Genomic DNA, 20,310 nt, shown 5'->3' on the forward strand with positions numbered 1-20,310 from the left:
CACGCGGACCGCGCGTTCCCGGCCCATGACCGACTCCGCCCCGACCCCGTCCGCCTCGACGACGACGTGCCCGAGGCGGGCGCTCGCGCTCGCCGGCGCGCTCCTCCTCGCCGCCGCGCCGCTCGCCCAGCCCTCGCCGCCCGAGTGGGCGCAGGACGCCGTCTGGTACCAGATCTTCCCGGAGCGCTTCGCCAACGGCGACCCGTCGAACGACCCGACACGTGCCAGCCTGGAATGGCCGGAGAACGTGGGGGAGGACTGGGCCGTGACGCCGTGGACGGCCGACTGGTACCGCCGTGCGCCGTGGGAAGAAGCACGGGGCGAGGATTTCTACGACGACGGGGTCTTCGACCGTCGTCTCGGCGGCGACCTCCAGGGCGTCCTCGACCGGGTCGGCTACCTCGACTCGCTGGGCGTGACGGCCGTCTACTTCAACCCGGTCTTCTGGGCCGCGTCGCTCCACAAGTACGACGCGACGAGCTACCACCACATCGACCCGTTTTTTGGCCCCGATCCGGAGGGCGACATCGCGCTCGTGGAAGGGGAGACTGCCGACCCCGAAACGTGGGTGTGGACGAGCGCCGACCGGCTCTTCCTCGACCTCGTCGACGCGTTTCACGACCGCGGCATCCGGGTCGTGGTCGACGGCGTGTTCAACCACACCGGCACGCGGTTCTGGGCGTTCGACGACGTCCGCCGCAACCAGCGGGCGAGCCCCGTCGCCGATTGGTACGAGGTCACGGCGTGGGACGACCCGAGCACCCAGGCCGACGAGTTCGACTGGACCGGGTGGTGGGGCTTCAAGCCGCTGGCCGTCCTGGCGAACAACGAAGCGGGGACCGACCTCCACCCAGACGTCAAGGCCCACGTGTTCGACGCCACGCGCCGCTGGATGGACCCGGACGGCGACGGCGACCCGAGCGACGGCATTGACGGCTGGCGGCTTGACGTGGCGAACGAGGTGCCCGACGGGTTCTGGCGCGACTGGACGGCGCTCGTGGCCGAGATCAACCCCGATGCCGTGACGGTCGCCGAGGAGTGGGGCGACGCAGCGCCGTACCTCGAGCGGACCGGTTTCCACTCGACCATGAACTACCACGCGCTGGTCATCCCGCTCGACGCGTTCGCCTTCGACGGGCGGATCGACGGGGCGACGTTTGCCGACGAGGTCACGAGCCGGTTCGCGTCGTTCCCCGAGGCGACGCGGCCGGCGCTGATGAACGTCCTCGCGAGCCACGACACGGACCGCCTTGCGTCGATGATCGTCAACGGCGGGCTGGGGGCGAACTACGACCGCCTCGCGGGGCCGCGCGACACGCTGGCCTACCTCGTCCGCGCGCCGAGGCGAGCGGAGCGGGACCTCCAGCGGGCCGTCGTCGCGCTCCAGATGGCGATGCCCGGCGCGCCACACGTCTACTACGGCGACGAGGCCGGCATGTGGGGCGCCGACGACCCCGACGACCGGAAGCCGATGGTGTGGCCGGATCTCGACTACGAGTCCGAGTCGCGCGCCCCGCGCGGCCTGACGCGGGAGCCCGACCCGGTCGCCTTCGACTCGACGCTCTTCCGGTTCTACCAGCGCGCGATCGCCCTCCGCCAGTCCGACGTCGTGCTGCGCCGTGGTGACCTCGCCACGCTCGCCACGGCGGACCGCGCCGTGGCCTTCGAGCGCTCGCTCGGCGGCGACCGCCGCGTCGTCGCCTTCAACGCGGGCGACGAGAGCGTCTTCCTGGAGCTCTCCTCCGACGCCGTCCCCGAGCCGTTGACGCCCGTCTTCGTCTCCCGCGACGACGCCGGGCCGATCCCATCTCTCGTCGCGGCGCTGGACGAGGAGCGGGCGACCTACGGCCTCCGCGTACCGCCCCGCACGACCGTCGTCTACCGCCCGGCCGACCCGACCGACGTCCGCCCACGCGGGCTCGACGAGTAGATGCGCGCGCTCCTCCTCGCCGCGCTCCTGGCTCCGGCCGCGGTCGCGCAGGTCATGCCGATGGAGCGCGATCCTGCGCCGGCTGTCGACGGTCTCACCCCCGGCTCGCCAGCGGGCCGGGCGTTCGCCGAGGGCTGGGACGCCTTCGTGAGCCTCCAACTGGCCGATGCCGTCGACCTCTGGCGCGAGGCGGCGGACCTCAGCGACGAGCCGGCCGTGCGCGCGTGGCTGGCCGAGGCGCTCCGGCGCGTGGGGCAGCAGGCCCAGGAAGAGGCGCTCGTCCACGAGACCATCGGGGAGGCGCGGCGGGTGCTCGCCGCCGACGCGTGCCACGCGCAGGCCCACCTCGCCCTCGCCGACGCGTACAACGGGCAGTTCTTCGCCTGGCCCGGCGCCTCGGCCGACTCGACCGCGCTCCACCTCCAGCGCGCCGCGTCCTGCGACCCCGACGACGGCAACGTCTGGATGGCGATCTGGACCGAGTCCGCCCGCCTCGGTGACGCCGACACGGAGGCCGAGGCGCTCCGACGGCTCCACGAGATCGGCTTCTGGACGCCACCCGTCCTCGCCCTCGCCCGGTGGGCGCTCCGCAACCTGCCGCCCGACGCCGTCCTCCTGACCAACGGCGACGGGGACACGGTCCCGAGCCGGCTCCTCCAAGAAGTCGAGGGGCTTCGGCCGGACGTGGCCGTCGTCAACGTGCCGATGCTGGACCTCCCGGAGGTCGCCCATCGGACGGCCGAGGCGAACGGGCTTCCGCTGCCCGACTCCGTCGAGACGCACGTCGCACGCCACGACCCGCGCGGGAGCACCGCGACGCCCGACGGCCGCATCTACTCGCTGCGTGACGCTGTCGTCGACGGGTGGTTGGCGGCTCACTTCGACGGGACGCTCGGCCGGCCGCTCGTGGCCGCGATCACGCTCGACCCCGAGGTGCTCGGCACCAAGACCGAGATCGCCGATCACGTCGCCTACCTTGCCCCGTCCGAGACGTTCGGCTTCGACGCCCAGTTGGGCAGGGCGGCCGTCGCCGACCTCGACGGGACGGCGTTCGCGGGCCCGCTCGTGAGCAAGGGCGACCGGAGCCCGGTTCGCCGGATGATGCCGTTCGACCCAGCGGGCATCGTGCTCTTCCAGGCGCTCCAGACGGCCGTGGCGCTCGCGCAGGAGGGCGACTCCGAGGGCGCGGAGACCGTCTACGCCCAGGCCGTCGCGTTCTCGGTCACCTCCGGCCGTGCCGATGACCCCCTCGTCGGCGTCGCCCGCGAGTGGATCGACGACGCGGTGACGGGCCGGTGACCACGCCGTCGCCCACCCCGTCCGCCTCGGCGCCGAGGCGGAGCCCCCAGCGGGCGGAGCGCCGGCCTCCGTTCGTGCGTACCGTCCGTCTGATCTCCGTGCCTGCCATGCGCTTGCTCCTCGTCGCTCTCGGGTTCGCAGTCGCCGTCGGCGGCTGCGCGGGCGCGTCCGGCCCGCCGCCCGAGGGCGAGCCCGTCGTCGTTCGGATCTGGCACCAGAAAGACGCCGCCGAGCGCCAGTTCCTCGACGACTGGGCCGCGGCCTACAACGCGAGCCAGGACACCGTCCGCGTCGAGACGCTCTACAAGGAGACCGAGGAGCTCCGCAACCACTACGTCTTCGCCGCCATCGGTGGGAAGGGGCCGGACCTCATCTTCGGCCCGGCCGACAACATGGGCACGCTCGGCATCACCGAGACGATCCGCCCGCTCGACGACCTCGTCGACCCCGCCTTCCTGGCCGGCTTCACCGACGACGGCCGCGTGACCTACGACGGCCACCTCTACGGGCTGGCCGACCAGATCGGCAACCACCTCACGTTCGTCTACAACCCGGCCCTCCTGCCCGATCCGCCCGCGACGATGGCGGAGCTGGCCGCGCTCGGGAGCACGCTGACGCGGGACACCGACGGCGACGGCGACCCCGACCAGTACGCGCTCGTCTGGAACTACACCGAGCCGTTCTTCTTCATCCCGTTCCTCACCTCGTTCGGCGGCTGGGTGATGGACGACGCCGGCAACCCGACGCTCGACACGCCCGAGACCGTCGCCGCCATCCAGTACGTCCTCGACCTCCGCGACCGCTACGGCGTCATCCCGCGCGAGGCCGACTACGAGACGGCCAAGGCCCTGTTTCGGGACGACTACGCCGCGGCGACGATCGACGGCCCGTGGTCGTGGGGCGGCTACCAGGAGGCCGGCGTCGACGTCCAGCTCTCGCCGCTCCCGGTCAACGAGCAGACGGGCCTCTACGCCCAGCCGATGGCGGCGGCCAAGGCCTACTCGCTCAACCCGGCCGTCCCCGACTGGAAGCTCCCGACGGTCCTCGGCGTGCTCGAGCTCCTGACGGGCGACGCGATCCAGGCCCAGATGGCGCGCGAGCTGGCGACGATCCCCGTGCGCACGTCGGTCCGCGAGTCCGGCGTGATGCAATCGAGCGCGCTGCTCCGCCAGAGCCTCGCCCAGATCGAGCACTCGCGCCCGATGCCGACGGAGCCACAGATGCGCCAGATCTGGGACGCCATGCGCGGCCCGTACCAGCTCGTCATGAACGGCCAGGTCTCGGCGGCGGAGGGCGCCCGCCTCATGCAGGAGCAGGCCGAGAAGCGCATCGCCGACACGTTTTTGAACTGACGGACTCGGGACTGAGGGAAGAGGGGACCAGGGTCTCCATTCCGCAGTCCCCCAGTCCCCATCGTCCCCAGTCCCCACATGCTGAACGCCCCGAACGACGCGATGGGAGTCGAGGCGGCCACCCTCGCCTCGGCGCCCCAGCGGACGGGGCTGAGCGAGGCCGGCCGCCGCCGGTGGTTCCTGGCCGCCCTCCTCGGCCCGACGGCCGTCATCGTGCTGGCCGTGGTCGCCTTCCCGTTCGTCTACAACGTGGCGATCTCGTTCAGCAACATGAACATCTACACGCTGCGCGACTGGGAGCTCATCGGGCTCGACCAGTACGCGGCCGTGTTCCGGGAGCCGGCGTTCTGGAGCGTGTTCTTGAAGACCGTCATCTGGACCGTCGTGTGCGTGGCGTTCCACGTCGGGCTGGGCGTGCTGCTGGCGGTGCTCCTGCATCAGTCGTTCATCAAGGGGAAGAGCGCGTGGCGGGTGCTCCTCATCATCCCGTGGGCCGTGCCCCAGTACATCACGGCGCTGACGTGGCGCGGCGAGTTCAACTTCGAGTTCGGCGCGGTGAACCTCCTCATCGAGGGGCTCGGCGGGAGCGCGATCTCATGGCTCTCGGACCCCGTCACGGCCTTCGTCGCGGCCATCATCACGAACGTGTGGCTCGGCTTCCCGTTCATGATGGTGATCGCGCTCGGCGGGCTCCAGTCGATCCCGAAGGAGCTCTACGAGGCCGCCGAGGTCGATGGGGCCAGCGCCTGGACCCAGTTCCGCACGATCACGGCGCCGCTGCTCAAGCCGGTCATGGTGCCGGCCATCACGCTCGGGACGATCTGGACGTTCAACAACATCAACGTGGTCTGGCTCGTCTCGAACGGCGGCGAGCCGAACGACCAGACGCACATCTTGGTCAGCTACGTCTACGAGGCCGCGTTCTCGATGTACCGATTCGGGTGGGCGGCGGCGCTGTCGATGGTCATCTTCGCCGTGCTGTTCGTCTTTACGCAGGTGTTCCTGAACCGGACCCAGGCGACGGAGTCCGTGTACTAGCGCCTCGCCCCCTCCGCCTCGGCGCCGAGGCGGAGGGGGCGAGGCGCTAGTACACGGACTCCGTCGCCTGGGCTCCCCCCCGCGTGTCCCACCACGGCTTCGCTCTTCCCGTCCTCCCGATGCAGCCCTCCCGTCGCCCGTGGCGCCCCGTTCTCGCGGCGCTCCTGCTGGCGGTCGGCCTCGGCGCGTGCGGGGAGGAGCCGGCGGAGTCGCAGCTCGCGACCGAGGGGCCGGAGGCGCTCGTGGCGCTGGCCGTCGAGGTCGAGGCACCAGCGGAGGGCGACTCCCTCGGGGCCGTCCGCTCGACGTTCCAGGCCGACGCGGCCGGCGCCGCGTGGTACGACGCGCTCGCCGCGCCCGGCCGCGACCCGGCCATGGGCCTGACGGTCGGCGAGCGGACCGCCCTCCACTCGTGGCGCTGGTGGTCCGACGCCGACTCGGTCGCCCTCGGGCCAGCCGACCGGATCCGCGGCATCGCCCGGCCCGACGTCGCCGTCCGCTCCTACATGCAGCGCGACACGTCGGGGCTCGTCGCCCGCGTGCTCTCGCAGATCCAGGGCGACCGGCCGGCGCGTCTCAGCGAGCGCGTCACGCTGCTCGACGGGACCGGCGACGGGCAGGCCGCGCTCTTGGTGGAGGTCGCGGACTCCGTCGGCGTCGTCGGCTTCCGGCCGGTCCGGAGCGAGCTCCGCGCGGCCGGCGAGTACCGGATCCAGGATGTCGGGGGCGCGCTCGCCTTCGCCGCGGCGGGCGCCATCCCGACCGACACGGCCACCGTCCCCACCGGTGCCATCTGGACGGCCGTCGCGTCGGACGACGGCGAGGTCCGCTCCACGAGCGCCGCGGCCGACGTGCCCGAAGGCCGCGACCAGGCGTTCCGGCTCGGGGAGATCACCCTCCGGACGCCCGGCGCGCTCGCCATCGCGACCGGCGCCACGGCCGAGGCCGCCGCCGAGGCGGCCCGGCTCGTCCTCCGCACGGGGGACGCCCGACGGCGGGCGCGGAGCGAGCGGCTCGCCGAGGTCGTCGAGGCCGTCGTGTTCGACACGGAGGACGAGACGATGGACACGGCCTTCCGCTGGGCCGCCGCCACGCTCAGCTCGCTCGTCGTGCGCGACTCGGCGCGCGTGTCGGTCCTGCCCGGGCTGCCCGGCGCCGAGCCCGCGACGTACCCGACGGCCGCCCGGCTCGTCGGCGCCTTCCTCGACACGGGGCAGTGGGAGACCGCCCGCGCATTCCTCACCACGTACGGCGACGCGCAGGTGTTCGACCGCCGGTTCGACCTGCTCGGCCGCGCGCCCGACCTCGTCCGCCTCGGCGACGACGAGGACGACGTGTTCGCCACGGCCGACGGGACGCCGCTGTTCCTCGCCGCCGCCGGCGACTACGTCCGCACGACGGGCGACCGGTCGCTCGTCTCGGGCGGCCCGAACTTCTGGTTCAAGACGGTCTTCGCGCTCCGCGGCATCTACGAGCCCGACACCCGCAACGGCTCGGCGATGGACTCGCTCGGCTTCCTCGTGGCGAAGGGCCGGCGCGGGACGTGGCTCGAGGGCGACCCCGAGCGCGGCGGCATCGAGCGGCGCGGCGCCGTCGCCGAGGGGCAGGGCGCGCTCTATCGGTCGCTCCGCACCGCCACCCAGTTCGCCCGCATCATGGGCGTCTCGCAGCGGTCGTCGGCCACCTGGTACGCCGACACGGCGGCGGTGCTGGTGCGCGACTTCGACCGGCGGTTCGTCCGCGACGGCCTCGTAGCGGACCGGGTGGACGTCCGCGGGGCTTCAGCGGACCTCCGCCCCGGCGGGCTGCTGGCCCTCGCCGAGCTCGACGGGCTCCCGGCCGAGGCCCGCGCCCGGTACGCCCGCGCGCTCGCCGAGCGCCTCGTCTTCCGGTACGGCGTCGCCTCGCTCGCCCAGACCGACTCGACGTTCCACCCCTTCCTGAATGCGCCCGAGTTCTACACGCCCGAGTCGGCCCGGACGAACGGGGCGGTGTGGACCTGGCTGGCGGGCCCGGTCGCCACGCTGATGGCCGAGACGGGCGGGGCGGCGCCGGCCGCCGAGCTCGTCCAGTCGCAGGCCGAGCTCCTGCTCGACGCGGGCGCCGTCGGCGCGATCCCGGAGCTCGTCGCCGGCCACCCCCGCTCGGCCGAGGCGCCGCCCGAGGTGGGCGGGGCGCCGGTCAACCCGTGGAGCCTCGCCGGCTTCATCGAGGGGACGATCGAGGGCCTCGTCGGCGTGCGCTACGTCAGTGCCGACACGCTCGCGCTCGCGCCGCGGCTCCCCGAGGCGTGGGGGGCGACGACCGTCCGCCTCCGCCTCGGCGGCGGCGCGGTGGCCCTCCGGCTGGCGTCCGGCGTCGACGGCGTCGAGGCGCAGGTCGAGCCGTCCGGGGACCTGCCGGAAGGCGCGACCCTCCTGCTGGAGGGCGGGGGCCGGCGCGTGGCCATGCCGCTCGCGACGGTGCAGGGCGACACGCTGGTGACGCCGCGCGAGTCGTTCACCGTGTCCGTCACGAGCGGCGGCGCGACCGTGGACGGCGAGGAGGCGCCCTCGTCGGCGGTGGCGAGCACGGCCAGCGTGTGGGAGGGCTTCGCCTTCGCCGAGCCCGAGCTCCGCGACGAGTACCCGGTGATGCGGGCCGTCGAGAACCAGCGCGCGCTCGGCGACAACCAGATCCTCCGTGACAACCCGTCGGCGTCGGTCTCGCTCACCCAGACCGACCCGCAGGGCGACGACTGGGGCGCGACGAGCACCTTCACCTATCCCGAGGGCGTCGAGCCCGGCGTCCTCGACGCGACGTACATGGAAGTCGCCCGGGACGACTCGACGACGTACTTCCGCGCCGAGTTCGTCGGCCTCGCCGACCCCGGCCAGACGATCGTCGCCTTCGCCATCGACCTGGAGGAGGGCGGGGCGCGCACCGTCGGCCGGGGCGCCGACTACGACTTCCCCGAGGAGGGCGGCTACGAGTACGTGATCTTCGTCGGCGACGGCCTGATGGCGCTCGACGCGGCCGGCCGCGAGGTCGGCCGGCTCGGCTCCGGCACCGTCTTCGATCCCGAGACGGGCTCGCTCCAGTTCGCCCTCCCGACGTTCGTCGTCCCGTCGCTGGGGCGCTCGCGCGTGACGATGCTCGTCGGCGCGCTCGAGCCCGACGGCGGCGTCGGGAGCTTCCGGCGGGTCGAGCGCGAGGCCTCCGAGGAGACCGGCGGGGGCCGCGTCGACACCCGTTCGCCCAACGTCTACGACGTCGTCGTAGGCCGGACCCGCTGACCATGAAGACCATCCTGTCCCGCGTCGGCTCGTACGCGATCCTGGCCCTGTTCGTCTTCATCGCGGTCTTCCCGATCTCGCGGATCCTGACGATCTCGCTCCGCCCGAGCGACCAGCTCCTCTCGCGGTCGCTCGCGGTCATCCCAGACGGCGCGACGCTCGACAACTACCGTCAGCTCCTCACGGAGACGCCGTTCCTGCAGTGGCTCGGCAACAGCCTCTTGGTGGCCGGCGTCGTCACGATCACGGGCGTGGCGCTGGCGAGCACGGCCGGGTACGCGCTCAGCCGACACCGCTTTAAGGGCCGGAAGGCGGCCCTCAGCGGCATCCTCGTGACCCAGATGTTCCCGGCGACGATGCTCCTGCTCCCGCTCTACATCGTCCTCATCGAGCTCGGGCTGATCAACTCCTACATCGGCATCGTCGTCATCTACTCGGCGACGGCGCTGCCCTTCTGCGTGTGGCAGATGAAGGGGTACTACGACACGATCCCGGCGTCGCTGGAGGAGGCCGCGCGGATTGACGGGGCCTCGCCGTGGCAGGCGTTCTACAAGGTGATCCTGCCCCTCGCGGCGCCGGCGCTCGTGATCACGGCGCTGTTCTCGTTCATGAGCGCGTGGAACGAGTACGTCGTGGCCGCGGTGGTCCTGCAGGACGTCGAGATGTTCACGATGCCGGTCGGGCTCAAGCTCTTCCAGGGGTCGATGTCGTCGCAGTGGGGGCTCTACGCGGCCGGGTCGCTGCTCGTGTCGCTCCCGGTGATCGCGCTGTTCCTGGTCCTGAGCCGGTACCTCATCTCCGGCCTCACACTCGGCGCCGTCAAGGGCTGACTCCTCCGACCTCGACGCCGAGGCGGGCCTACCAGCGTTTCGGCGCCGGCAGGACGCCGAGCACGGCGAACGCCGCGTGGTAGAACGCGGAGAGCCCGTCGAGGACGGGCTGCCAGAGGCGGAGGTCGGGCTCGTCGCCGAGGCCGTCGAGCACGTCGTTGACCACGGTCCGCTGGAGGAGGAGCTTGGCGGCGAGGAGGCCCCAGCCGTAGGGCACGCCGGTGGCGAGGTGGAGGAGCGGGGCGCCGAGCCACAGCGCGTAGTTGGCCGTGTGGAACAGGCCGAGCCCGAGGAGGACGCCGGCCGGGTAGTGGGACCCCGCGCTCGCGTGCCGACGCTTCTGGCGCCAGAACGTCGCCCAGTCCGGCGGGGCAGGGGAGGGGACCGCGGCTCGCGGGCTCCACACGTAGCGGACGGGCGCCGCGCCGCGCCGGGCGGCCTCCTGGACCAACAGGTCGTCGTCGCCGGAGAGCGAGCGGGCCGAGTGCTCGAACCCGCCGAGCCGCTCCAGCAGCCCCTTCGGATACGAGAGGTTGCGGCCGACGGCGTGCCACGGCCGTCCCCACCCGACGCCGGCCGCGGCGAGGGCCGCCGTCTGGACCGTCTCGTAGCGGGCGAACCGGTTGAGAACCCCCGCCTCGCGTACGAGCGGCCCGTACCCGACGAGGACCGCGCCGTCGTCACTTGTTTCCGCGCCGGCCTCCTCCGCCTCGGCGCCGGGGTGGGCGGACTCGGCGGTGGCGAAGCGCGTGATCGTCGCGAGCCAGTCGGGGCCGGGGCGCCCGTCGGCGTCGGTGAAGGCGAGGCGGTCGTGGGTCGCGGCGGCCGCCCCCCGTTCGATCGCGTGCTTCTTGGGCGGGAGCCCGGCCGCCTCGGGCTCGCCGTCGGCCACCTGGACGAGGCGGAGCGGGACCGGGAAGTCCTGCGCCCGCCACGCCACGAGTGGGGCCGTCCGGTCGGTCGACCGGTCGTCCACGACGACGACCTCGAACGGCCGGTGGGTCTGGGCGGCGAGCGCGTCGAGGAGCACCGGGAGGCGCTCGGCCTCGTCGCGCGCCGCCACGACGACGCTGATCGGCAGGGCCGGCACGGCCTCGACCTCCTCCGCCTCGGCGTCGAGGCGGGCGGCCTCGGCGGGGAGGCCCTCACCGCGATCTTCGGTCCCCGGCCCCCCACGCTGGTAGCGCGCCGCGAGAGCGGCGAGGACCGGGTCCGGCTCGGGCGTGACGCCCGCCGCCTCCCGGGCCCGCCGGATCCCGGCGCCGACCCACGCCCACCCGACGCACTGGGCGACGAACGCGGCGACGAGGACGAACAGCCAAAGAGTCGACGAGGCCAGCACGGGCGGGGGGGGAGGGGGCCGGGAAGATCGGCCCGCCCGGTATCTTGCGCGTCCCGCCGCCCCGTCCATGCCCACGCCTCCCGTCCGTCCCCCCGGCTTCCCCGACATGGGGTCGTTCTGGACGGTGGCCAACGGGCTGAGCTTCTCGCGGGCGGTCCTCGTGCTGCCGATCGCGTGGCTCGTCTACCGCGGCGGCCCCATCGGGCCGATGTTCGCGCTCATCGGGCTGGCGATCGCGACCGACTGGTTCGACGGACGCGTGGCGCGGTGGAGCAACACGGTCAGCGAGTGGGGGAAGGTCCTCGACGCGACGGCCGACAAGCTGGCGGCGGCGGCGGTCACGCTCGCGCTCCTGCTTCGGCCGCCCGAGGCCGGGCCGAGCCTCCCGCTGTGGTTCGTGGCCCTCGCCATCTCGCGCGACGCTCTCCTCGCATTGGGGGGGCTCGTCCAGACGCGCCGCCTCGGCCGGTTCACGTCGTCGCTGTGGAGCGGGAAGGTGGCCGTGACCGCGCTCGCCGTCACCGTCGTGGCCGCCCTGTTCAGGGCGGCGCCCGCCGTGATGGAGGCGCTCATCGGGCTGACGGCCGGCGTCATGGCCTACTCCATCGTCAAGTACGGTGTCCGGTTCGCGGCCATCATGCGCCACGGGCCCGCCGCGCTGGAGCCCGACGGCAACACGCTTCGCCCCGAGCACCGCGTCGTGCGGGCGGAGGACGAGGGGCGGTAGTCCGCCTCGGCGGCCCGCTCCGACGCCGGGCCGAGGCGGGCGGACTCGCTGAACCTCCGTGCGCCGATTCCTCGTCTCCTCTTTTCTTCCCGGCCGGATCCGCCCGTCCGCCGGGCCGGTATCGCCCCAACGACACACGCACCCACCCGCATTTCCCATGGCCCTGTTCGGGTTTGGACGCAGCAAAGAGAAGCAGGAGTCGCTCGAGGCCGGCCTCGAGAAGACCCGGACCGGCCTGTTCGACAAGCTCAGCCGCGCCGTCGCCGGCAAGGACACCGTCGACGACGAGGTCCTCGACGACCTCGAGGAGGTCCTCGTGACGTCCGACGTCGGCGTCAACACCACGGTCGAGATCATCCGCCGGATCGAGGCGCGTGTGGCCGAGGACAAGTACGTCTCGACGAAGGAGCTCCAGGGCCTCATGCGGGCCGAGATCGCCGAGCTCCTGCTCTCGCACGCGCCGGAGCGCCCGGCCGATTTCGACGCGCCACTCCCGAACCAGCCGCACGTCGTGATGGTCGTCGGCGTCAACGGCGTCGGGAAGACGACGTCGATCGGCAAGATCGCCCACCACTACAAGGAGGCCGGCAAGAAGGTGCTCCTCGGCGCGGCCGACACGTTCCGGGCCGCGGCCACCGAGCAACTTGACGTGTGGGCTCAGCGGGCCGGCGTCGAGATCATCAAGCAGTACCAGGGCGCCGACCCCGCGGCCGTCGCCTTCGACACGCTCGCGGCGGCGAAGTCGCGCGGCGCCGACGTCGTCCTCATCGACACGGCCGGCCGGCTCCACAACCAGGTCGGGTTGATGGACGAGCTCGCGAAGGTCCGCCGGGTCATGGACCGCCAGGTGCCCGGGGCCCCGCACGAGGTGCTCCTCGTGCTCGACGCGAGCACCGGCCAGAACGCGATGCGCCAGGCCGAGGCCTTTACCCAGTCCGTCGAGGTCACCGGCCTCGTGCTGACGAAGCTCGACGGGACGGCCAAGGGGGGCATCGTGATTGGCATTTCCAACGAGTTCCAGATACCCGTTAAGTACATCGGCGTCGGCGAGGGGATCGGGGACCTCCAGGTCTTCGACCGCGCAGCGTTCGTCGCGGCCCTCTTCGGAGACGCCGCGGCGGCCTAACGGGCGGCCTCCTCGGACCCCGACGCCGGCCCACTCCGCTGGGCACGGGCCGACGACGGTTCGGCGCCCGCTGCGGACGGTTCGCGAAACGCGCTTGTGAAAGCGCTCCCGCGCGCCGCATCTTCGACGATGGTACCATGCCAGCCGCCCATCCCTTCCCCGCACTTGTCGAGCCTATGCGCGCTCGCTACTCCTTCCGCTCCGGTCTCCGGGGCGCCCGGGCCGTCCTCCTGACCCTCGTCGCGGCGTTCTGCGTCGCCGCGCCGGCCCTCGCCCAGGCCGCCTACACGCCTGCCTTCGACGTCGAGGTCGTGACCCAGCGGGGCGACGCCGACGCCGCCCAGGCCCGCGTCGACGTCTACACGGCCGTCCCCAATACGAGCCTCCGGTTCCTCGCCCGCGCGGGCGGGTTCGAGGCGAGCTACGCCGTGACCGTCGGGCTCTACGCGCTCGACGCCGACGGCGAGCAGCAGGGCCTCGTCGTGAGCCGTACGTTCGAGCGCGAGGTGGCCGTCGCCGAGTACGAGGCGACGCAGGACGGCGAGCGCGAGGACCGGGCCGTCCAGTCGCTCGCCGTCGCGCCGGGCCGCTACCTCGTCGAGGTGGCCGTCGAGGACGGCGCCAGCGGCCGGTCGCTGAGCCGCGAGGTGGCCCACGTGGTCCGCGACGTGAGCGGGGCCGACGTCGCGATCTCCGACCCGCTCCTCCTCCGCGCCTACGACCCCGCCGCCGGGACGGCCACGCCGATCGTCGGGGCCACGGTCTCGACCGAGGACGAGGTCTTCTGGGTGTCCTACGAGCTCTACGCGCCCGCGCCGACCGACCTCGAGGTCACCTACGTCGTGACCGAGCAGAGCCGGGTCCGCGAGCGGCCGACGTTCGGCGCGCTCCTCGGGCTCGCGCCGCGCCAGCAGGCCGACCTCGGCACGCCCGTCGCCGTGACCGAGACGCTCGAGCTCGAGCCCGGGCGGACGCCCGCGGCCTTCCGTATCGAGACCGAGGCGCTCCAGGTCGGCGACTACACGCTCACCGTCCGCCTCGCGACGCCCGAGGGCCAGGAGATCGCCTCCGTCGACAAGCGGTTCGCCGTCCGCTGGATGGGCCTCGACAGCCAGATCGCCGACCTCGACCAGGCCATCGCCCAGCTCCGCTACGTGGCCAAGGACGACGAGCTCCGCGCCATCCGCAACGCGCCGACGCCCGAGGAGCAGCGCCGCCTGTTCCTCACCTTCTGGGACCGCCGCGACCCCTCGCCTGGCACCGCCCGGAACGAGCGGATGGAGGAGTACTACTTCCGCGTGGCCTACGCCAACGAGCGCTACAGCCGCTTCCACGACCGCGGCTGGAACACGGACCGCGGCGAGATCTTCATCCGCTTCGGCGAGCCGGACTACGTCGAGGACCACCCGTTCAACTACGGGACCCAGCCGTACCAGATCTGGAACTACTACGGCCAGGGCCGCCGGTTCATCTTCGTCGACGAGACGGGGATGGGCGACTTCCGTCTCCTGATCCCGCACTGGGACGACCGGACGCGAATGTGATCCCACGCCCGGGGCGACGACTTCTCTTGGCCGCGCTGGCGACGCTCGTCGTCGGCGCGGCTCCCGTTTGGGGGCAGTCGGTGAGGGGGTTCGTGACGGCCTCGGGGCGCGGGCCGCTCGCCGGGGCCAACGTGGCGCTCCAGCGCGTCGAGGCGGGCGCCCCTGCCGGGACGCTCCGCGGGGCCGTCGCCGACGCGCAGGGGTTCTACGAGGTCGGCGGGCTCGACCCCGGCCGCTACGCCGTCCGCGCGACCTACGTCGGCTACGCCGCGGCCTTCGACACGCTGGAGGTGGCCGACGGGCCGACGACGTGGAGCCCGGAGCTCGAGCCGGCCGGCGCGCTCGACGAGGTCGTCGTCCAGGCCGACGGCGGGGCGGCCGACGTCTCGGGCGGCCTCCAGAAGATCCGCCCGGCCGACCTCGGCCGGATCCCGTCGCCTGACGTCGCGGGCGACCTCGCCGTCTACCTCCAGTCGTTGCCCGGCGTCGTGACCGTCGGCGACCGCGGCGGCGGGCTGTTCGTCCGCGGTGGGACGCCGGCCCAGAATCTCGTCCTCGTCGACGGCGCGCCCGTGTTCCAGCCGTTCCACGCCATCGGGTTCTTCTCGGCGTTCCCCGAGGACCTCGTGGGCGCGGCCGATTTTTATGCCGGCGGCTACGGGCAGAAGTACACCGGGCGCGTGTCGTCGGTGCTCGACGTGACGCTCCGAGAGGGGAGCACCGAGAAACTCCAGGCGGCGGGGACGGTCGGCCCGTTCGTCGTCACGGCGCAGGGCGAGGGGCCGCTCGTCAAGGGGACGTCGTCGTGGATCGCCTCGGCGCGGACGTCCGTGGTCGAGCCGCTCGCCGAGGCCGTCGGGGTCGACGTCCCGCTCCGGTTCATGGACGGGCTCGTGAAGGTGTCGACGGCGTCGGCGGCGTCGCGGTGCTCGGCCCACGCGCTCGGGACGTACGACCGCGGCCGCCTCGACCGCGAGTCGGAGGACGCCTTCGAGTGGACGAACCTCGTCGTCGGCGGCCGGTGCATCTCGGCCCCGTCGGGGCTCGACGGGCGGATCGACATCGCCGCCAGCGTGAGCCACCTCGACAGCGGGATCGGCCCGGCCACGGAGTTCCTCCGGTCGGACGGCCGCGAGCGGGCGTCGCGCCTCACGGAGGGCCGGTTCTCGGCGGACCTTTCGCGCTCGCTGGGCTGGGCGCGTCTCCAGTTCGGCGCACGGGGCTCGATGATCGTCACGCGCTACCGGTTCGGCGACGACGCGACGGCGCGTGAGGAAGGCGACTTCCTGCTCGGCGGAGCGGCCCATGTCGGCCTCGAGGTCCCTCTGGGCCCGCTCACGGTGTCGCCCGGCGTGGCGCTGGTGATGAAGCCGTACTCGGAGTCGTTCGGCCTCGAGCCGCGCATTCGGGCGTCGCTCCTGCCGGCCGGGCCGCGGGGGCCGGAGCTCTCGGCCGCCGCCGGCCTCTACCGCCAGTCGCTCGTGGGGCTGACCGACGAGCGCGACGCGGCCTCGCCGTTCATCGCGTGGACCGGCCCGCCCCCGGGGTTCGACGAACAGACGGCGCTCCACGCCCTCGCCGGCGCCACGGTGCCCCTGAGTCGCGGTCTCCGCGTCGGCATCGAGGGCTATGCGCGGCGGATCGACGGGCTGCCGATCCCGATCTGGAGCGCGCGGACACAGTTCACGGTCCTCCCGGTCGAGGCCCGCTCGACGTCGGTCGGCGCCGACGCCCGCGTCGAATGGCAGCGCGGGCCGGCCTACACCTACGTCTCGTACGCCTATGGCGTGACGGAGTACCGGGCGGTGGACGGCCCCTTTCTCGTCCGAGGCGGCCGGTCCTACGACCGCTACAACCCGGCCCACGACCGGCGCCACCAGCTCCAGGTGGCCTTTCAACTGGACCTCGGGCGGATCGAGGCCGGGGCGCGCTGGCAGGTCGGGTCCGGCCTCCCGTACACGCGGCCGTACGGGTTCGACGTGGTCGTCCCGCCGTTCGGGCTGCCCGAAGTGACGACCGACCCCGGCTATCCGCGCGTCGTGTTCGAGCGGCCGTTCAACGGGCGGCTCCCCGCGTACCACCGGCTCGACGTGTCGGTCGGCACGGACCTGCGGGTCGGCGACGCGGCGCTTGACCTCCGGGCCGGCGCGATCAACACGTACAACCGCGACAACGTGTTCTACTACGACGTCTTCCGCGGGCGGCGCGTGAACCAACTCCCGCTGATCCCCTACGTCTCGGCGCGGCTCCGGACGCCGTGACCCGCCTCGGCGTTCTGCTCGGGGCGGCCGCGCTCGCGGCCTGCGAAGTCCCGTTCGACCCCCGCATCCCGTCGGACGACGTGGTCTCGCTGAGCGGCTACCTCGACGCCTCTGCCGACACCCAGTGGGTCCGCGTGGAGCGGCTCGACGCGACGACCGGGACGAGTGGGCGGCCGCTCCCGATTACGGTCACGCTCGTGGACGCCGCCAGCGGGGCCGAGGCGGCGCTCGTCCAGCGCGTGTGGCCGACCGTCGTCGGGCCGGCGCACCTGTTCTGGACCACGGCGGGCGTCGCGCCGGGCCGGTCCTACCGCCTCCACGTCGACACCGAGGCGGGCGCGGCCACGGCCACCGTCGTGACGCCGGACACGGCGGACTACGTGGTCTCGGTCGAATCGGGGCCTCAGAGCTGCCCGGCCATCGTCACGGTCTCGGGCGACGTCGACGTGGCGGACGTCCAGGCGGTGTTCCGGGTCGTCCGGGCGGGACGGCCGTCCGACGTCCGCATCAGCCACGCGGCGCGGGTCGAGCGGGCGCCCGACGGGACGGCGCGCGTCTCGCTCTACTACGCCGACGACGCCGACGAGGCGCTCGCCGTCGGTCAGATCCTGAGCTCGCAGATCCGCGTCTCGGTGTCGGCGACGGAGTGGCCCGTCCACCCGGGCGCGTCGATCGAGAGCGTGCTCCTCGAGCCGACGTTCGGCGCAGAGGGCCAGATCGAGGGCGGCGTCGGGTTCGTGGGGGGCGTGGTGTCCGAGTGGTATGCTTACGTGCCTCCCATCGAGCCGTGCTCGCGCCCATGACCCGCCGGCCGCTCCTGCTCGCCCTCGTCGTGTTGGCCGGGTGCGAGGTCCCGCTCGACCCGATCGAGGCGTCGGACCGCGTGTTCTCGCTGAGCGGGTACCTCGACACGTCCGCCGACACGCAGTGGGTCCGCGTCGAGCCCCTCGCGCGGACGGCCGGCGGCGACCCGGCCCCGATCGACGCCGTCGTGACGCTGACCGATCTGGGCGGCGGGGCGGAGGTCGTGCTTGAGCAACGGGTCCGGTCGTTCCCCTCCGGGCCGGCGCACCTGTTCTGGACGACGGCCGACGTCGCGCCGGGCCGGACGTACCGCCTCGACGCGCGCCGCCCGGACGGGGCCGAGACGACGACTGAGGTGGAGCTCCCCGCCGCGGGCACGTTCTCGGTCTCGCTCGTGACGGGCCCGCGGGTGTGTCCTACCGTCGTCGAGGTATCCGGGGCCGAGCGCGTCGTCGACGTCCAGTCGCGGTACGTGGTGCTCGAAGAGGGCGTGCCCGTCGAGTACCGGTTCTCCCATGCCGACACGTTCCGGCGGCAAGCCGACGGGTCCATCGCCGCCTCGGTCTACTACGCCGACGACGCGCGCGTGATGGGCCTCGACCCGCTTCTCGACCCCGCGTTCGCCGGCGTCCTCTCCTCGGACGTGGTCGCGGCCGTCGCCACCGAGGACTGGCCGGATCCCACCGGCCTGAGCCTGGAGGCCGTCCTCCAGATCGAGGGGTTCGGCGTCGAAGGCGGGGTTGGGTTCGTGGGCGGTGCGGTGACCGAGCGGCGGCCGTTCACGCCGGGCGTTCTGGAGAGCGGGTTCGGCAACCTCCTCCCGTGCACCACGACCCCGTGAGGCGCGCGGCCCTCCTCCTCGGGCTCGCGTTGGCTGCGTGCGAGGCGCCGCTCGACCCCATCGCGCCGTCGGACCGCGTGTTCTCGATGAGCGGCTACCTCGACGCCTCGGCCGACACGCAGTGGGTCCGCGTCGAGCCCTTCGGGACGGTCGCCGGACCCGTTTCGGGGAGCATCGACGCGGCGGTCACGCTCGTGACGCCCGACGGCGCACGCGTGCCCATGACGCAACGGGTCCGCGACTTCCAGACCGGGCCGGCCCACCTGTTCTGGACGACGGAGCCCGTCGGCGCGGGCATGACGTACCGCGTCGAGGCCGAGCGGAGCGACGGGGCGCTGGCTCGCGCGACCGTTCGCATGCCGGACGACGAGGCCGTGACGCTCACCCTCGTCGACGGCCTCATCAATTGCCCGACGCTCGTGATCGTGGAGGGGGCCGAACGGCTGGCGGACGTCCGGGCGCGGTACGAGTTGTTGGGCCCGGCCCGCGCGGGCGAGGTCTACGAGTTCTCGAAGCGGGCCTCGCTCACGCGAGGCGCCGGCGGGGCGTTCACCGCCCAGGTCTTCTTTGGCGAGGACGCGACCGCCATGGAGATCAACCTCTTCCCCGGCGTCGAGCCGATCGCGCCCGAGATCGTCGTCGCCGTCGCCACCGACGACTGGCCCGAGGTCGAGGGGCTCACCCTCGAGGAGGCGCTCGCGTCGGCCGAACTCGACCGGGTCGAGGGCGGTGTCGGGTTCATCGGCGGGACCGTCACGACGACGGCCCGCTTCATCCCGGGCTACGGGCTCCTCCCGTTCCCGCTCGACCCCCGGCCGCCGGAGCCCTGCTTCCCGTAGCCGGCGCGCGCCGTCGGTAGCTTGGGGCCGCCCCTCCCTGACGCCTCTCGTGGACGCCCCCCGCATCGTGTTCATGGGCACGCCGGACTTCGCCGTGCCCTCCCTCGACGCCCTCGTGGAGGCCGGCCTCGCGCCGGTCGCCGTCGTCACCGTGCCCGACAAGCCGGCGGGGCGGGGGCAGACGGTCCGGGCGTCGGCGGTGAAGCGGGCCGCCGAGCGGCACGGGCTGCCCGTCCTCCAGCCGGCCTCGGTGAAGGACCCGGCGTTCGCCGAGGAGGTCGCCGCGCTCGAACCGGACGTCCTCGCCGTCGTCGCCTTCCGGATCCTGCCGCCGGCCGTGTTCGAGGCCGCCCGCCTCGGCGCGTTCAACCTCCACGGCTCTCTCCTGCCGGCGTACCGCGGCGCCGCCCCGATCCAGCGCGCGCTCATGGACGGCGTCGAGGAGACCGGCGTGACGACGTTCTTCCTCCAGCGGACCGTCGACACGGGCAACGTGATCCTCCGCCGTCGGATCACCGTCGGGCCCGACGACACGGCCGGCGACGTCCACGACCGGCTCGCCGAGGTCGGCGCCGAGGCCGTGGTCGAGACGGTCCGCCAGATCGCCGCCGGAACGGCCGAGGCGGAGCCGCAGGACGACGCGCTCGCCAGCCCCGCGCCCAAGATCTTCCGCGAGGACGCCCTGCTCGATTGGTCACAGCCGGCGCGGGCGGTTCACAACCACGTCCGTGCCCTCTCGCCGTACCCCGGAGCCTGGACGACGTGGGAGGGGGAGACGCTCAAGGTCCTCCGCACGCGGTTCGAGGAGGCCCGCCTCGACGGCCCGCCGGGCCGCGTCACGGTCGACGACGGTCGGATGCTCGTCGCCTGCGGCGCGGATGCCGTCGAAGTCCTCGAGGTCCAGCGCGAGGGGAAACGCCGCATGGACGCCGCCGATTTTTTGAACGGGGCGGACGTCGATGGCGCCACGATCGGGACGTCGGCCTAGGCCGCGCGAGACCGCCCGTCCAGGCCCGGCACCGCGACCGGAGGGCGGCGTATCCTCCGCACGACCGGCCGACGCCCGCCCGTTCCGCCGCCCCCCGACGACGCCCCGGCATGA

General features: G+C 73.3%; 15 protein-coding genes. 14 read left to right on the forward strand and 1 reads right to left on the reverse strand.

The window, feature by feature from the left end; all coding sequences use genetic code 11:
• Positions 1-25 precede the first annotated feature (25 nt).
• From BSZ37_RS08970 to BSZ37_RS08995, 6 genes are all read left to right on the forward strand, one after another.
• Complete coding sequence (locus BSZ37_RS08970; RefSeq protein WP_095510226.1) at positions 26-1,930, forward strand: glycoside hydrolase family 13 protein; 1,905 nt, start codon at positions 26-28, stop codon at positions 1,928-1,930.
• Positions 1,931-3,229, forward strand: coding sequence for a tetratricopeptide repeat protein (locus BSZ37_RS08975; RefSeq protein WP_095510227.1), 1,299 nt, complete (start codon positions 1,931-1,933; stop codon positions 3,227-3,229). It begins immediately after the preceding gene.
• Between the two features lie 107 nt (positions 3,230-3,336).
• The gene (locus BSZ37_RS08980; RefSeq protein WP_095510228.1) at positions 3,337-4,581 is read left to right on the forward strand and encodes an extracellular solute-binding protein; all 1,245 of its coding nucleotides are present in this window, start codon (positions 3,337-3,339) and stop codon (positions 4,579-4,581) included.
• A 78-nt stretch (positions 4,582-4,659) separates the two neighbouring features.
• The gene (locus BSZ37_RS08985) at positions 4,660-5,619 is read left to right on the forward strand and encodes a carbohydrate ABC transporter permease (protein ID WP_095510229.1); all 960 of its coding nucleotides are present in this window, start codon (positions 4,660-4,662) and stop codon (positions 5,617-5,619) included.
• 119 nt (positions 5,620-5,738) lie between these two features.
• Positions 5,739-8,894, forward strand: coding sequence for an amylo-alpha-1,6-glucosidase (locus BSZ37_RS08990; protein ID WP_095510230.1), 3,156 nt, complete (start codon positions 5,739-5,741; stop codon positions 8,892-8,894).
• Between the two features lie 2 nt (positions 8,895-8,896).
• Positions 8,897-9,724, forward strand: a complete 828-nt coding sequence (locus tag BSZ37_RS08995; RefSeq protein WP_095510231.1) for a sugar ABC transporter permease — start codon at positions 8,897-8,899, stop codon at positions 9,722-9,724.
• Positions 9,725-9,752: 28 nt separating this feature from the next.
• Here BSZ37_RS08995 and BSZ37_RS09000 read toward each other — a convergent pair whose 3' ends face one another.
• Entirely contained in the window at positions 9,753-11,066 is a 1,314-nt protein-coding gene (locus tag BSZ37_RS09000) for a glycosyltransferase (RefSeq protein WP_179299544.1), read from the reverse strand.
• Between the two features lie 67 nt (positions 11,067-11,133).
• Between BSZ37_RS09000 and BSZ37_RS09005 the strand changes: the two genes are divergently transcribed.
• The 8 genes from BSZ37_RS09005 to fmt all read left to right on the forward strand — a co-directional run bounded on the left by BSZ37_RS09005 (position 11,134) and on the right by fmt (position 20,196).
• Positions 11,134-11,793: a CDP-alcohol phosphatidyltransferase family protein gene (locus BSZ37_RS09005; RefSeq protein ID WP_095510233.1), complete on the forward strand. Its 660-nt coding sequence runs from the start codon at positions 11,134-11,136 to the stop codon at positions 11,791-11,793.
• 157 nt (positions 11,794-11,950) lie between these two features.
• Complete coding sequence (ftsY, locus tag BSZ37_RS09010) at positions 11,951-12,919, forward strand: signal recognition particle-docking protein FtsY (RefSeq protein WP_095510234.1); 969 nt, start codon at positions 11,951-11,953, stop codon at positions 12,917-12,919.
• 176 nt (positions 12,920-13,095) lie between these two features.
• Entirely contained in the window at positions 13,096-14,463 is a 1,368-nt protein-coding gene (locus BSZ37_RS09015) for a GWxTD domain-containing protein (RefSeq protein WP_095510235.1), read from the forward strand.
• Complete coding sequence (locus BSZ37_RS09020; RefSeq protein WP_095510236.1) at positions 14,460-16,724, forward strand: carboxypeptidase regulatory-like domain-containing protein; 2,265 nt, start codon at positions 14,460-14,462, stop codon at positions 16,722-16,724. Before BSZ37_RS09015 ends, BSZ37_RS09020 begins: the two co-directional genes overlap by 4 nt.
• Positions 16,721-17,527: a DUF4249 domain-containing protein gene (locus BSZ37_RS09025; RefSeq protein ID WP_095510237.1), complete on the forward strand. Its 807-nt coding sequence runs from the start codon at positions 16,721-16,723 to the stop codon at positions 17,525-17,527. Before BSZ37_RS09020 ends, BSZ37_RS09025 begins: the two co-directional genes overlap by 4 nt.
• Positions 17,524-18,369 (forward strand): DUF4249 family protein, encoded by an 846-nt coding sequence (locus BSZ37_RS09030; protein WP_143537606.1) that lies wholly within the window; start codon positions 17,524-17,526, stop codon positions 18,367-18,369. Before BSZ37_RS09025 ends, BSZ37_RS09030 begins: the two co-directional genes overlap by 4 nt.
• Positions 18,366-19,208, forward strand: a complete 843-nt coding sequence (locus BSZ37_RS09035; protein WP_143537607.1) for a hypothetical protein — start codon at positions 18,366-18,368, stop codon at positions 19,206-19,208. Before BSZ37_RS09030 ends, BSZ37_RS09035 begins: the two co-directional genes overlap by 4 nt.
• Before the next feature lie 49 nt (positions 19,209-19,257).
• Positions 19,258-20,196: a methionyl-tRNA formyltransferase gene (gene fmt / locus BSZ37_RS09040; protein ID WP_218830455.1), complete on the forward strand. Its 939-nt coding sequence runs from the start codon at positions 19,258-19,260 to the stop codon at positions 20,194-20,196.
• The last annotated feature ends 114 nt before the right edge of the window (positions 20,197-20,310 follow it).

The sequence above is a fragment of the Rubrivirga marina genome (assembly GCF_002283365.1).
GTDB lineage: Bacteria > Bacteroidota > Rhodothermia > Rhodothermales > Rubricoccaceae > Rubrivirga > Rubrivirga marina.

Excerpts from the sequence above, each read along its gene's own strand:
- BSZ37_RS08970 (WP_095510226.1), top strand. The coding sequence starts at position 26 with ATGACCGACTCCGCCCCGACCCCGTCCGCCTCGACGACGACGTGCCCG.
- BSZ37_RS08975 (WP_095510227.1), top strand. The coding sequence starts at position 1,931 with ATGCGCGCGCTCCTCCTCGCCGCGCTCCTGGCTCCGGCCGCGGTCGCG.
- BSZ37_RS08980 (WP_095510228.1), top strand. The coding sequence starts at position 3,337 with ATGCGCTTGCTCCTCGTCGCTCTCGGGTTCGCAGTCGCCGTCGGCGGC.
- BSZ37_RS08985 (WP_095510229.1), top strand. The coding sequence starts at position 4,660 with ATGCTGAACGCCCCGAACGACGCGATGGGAGTCGAGGCGGCCACCCTC.
- BSZ37_RS08990 (WP_095510230.1), top strand. The coding sequence starts at position 5,739 with ATGCAGCCCTCCCGTCGCCCGTGGCGCCCCGTTCTCGCGGCGCTCCTG.
- BSZ37_RS08995 (WP_095510231.1), top strand. The coding sequence starts at position 8,897 with ATGAAGACCATCCTGTCCCGCGTCGGCTCGTACGCGATCCTGGCCCTG.
- BSZ37_RS09005 (WP_095510233.1), top strand. The coding sequence starts at position 11,134 with ATGCCCACGCCTCCCGTCCGTCCCCCCGGCTTCCCCGACATGGGGTCG.
- ftsY (WP_095510234.1), top strand. The coding sequence starts at position 11,951 with ATGGCCCTGTTCGGGTTTGGACGCAGCAAAGAGAAGCAGGAGTCGCTC.
- BSZ37_RS09015 (WP_095510235.1), top strand. The coding sequence starts at position 13,096 with ATGCGCGCTCGCTACTCCTTCCGCTCCGGTCTCCGGGGCGCCCGGGCC.
- BSZ37_RS09030 (WP_143537606.1), top strand. The coding sequence starts at position 17,524 with ATGACCCGCCGGCCGCTCCTGCTCGCCCTCGTCGTGTTGGCCGGGTGC.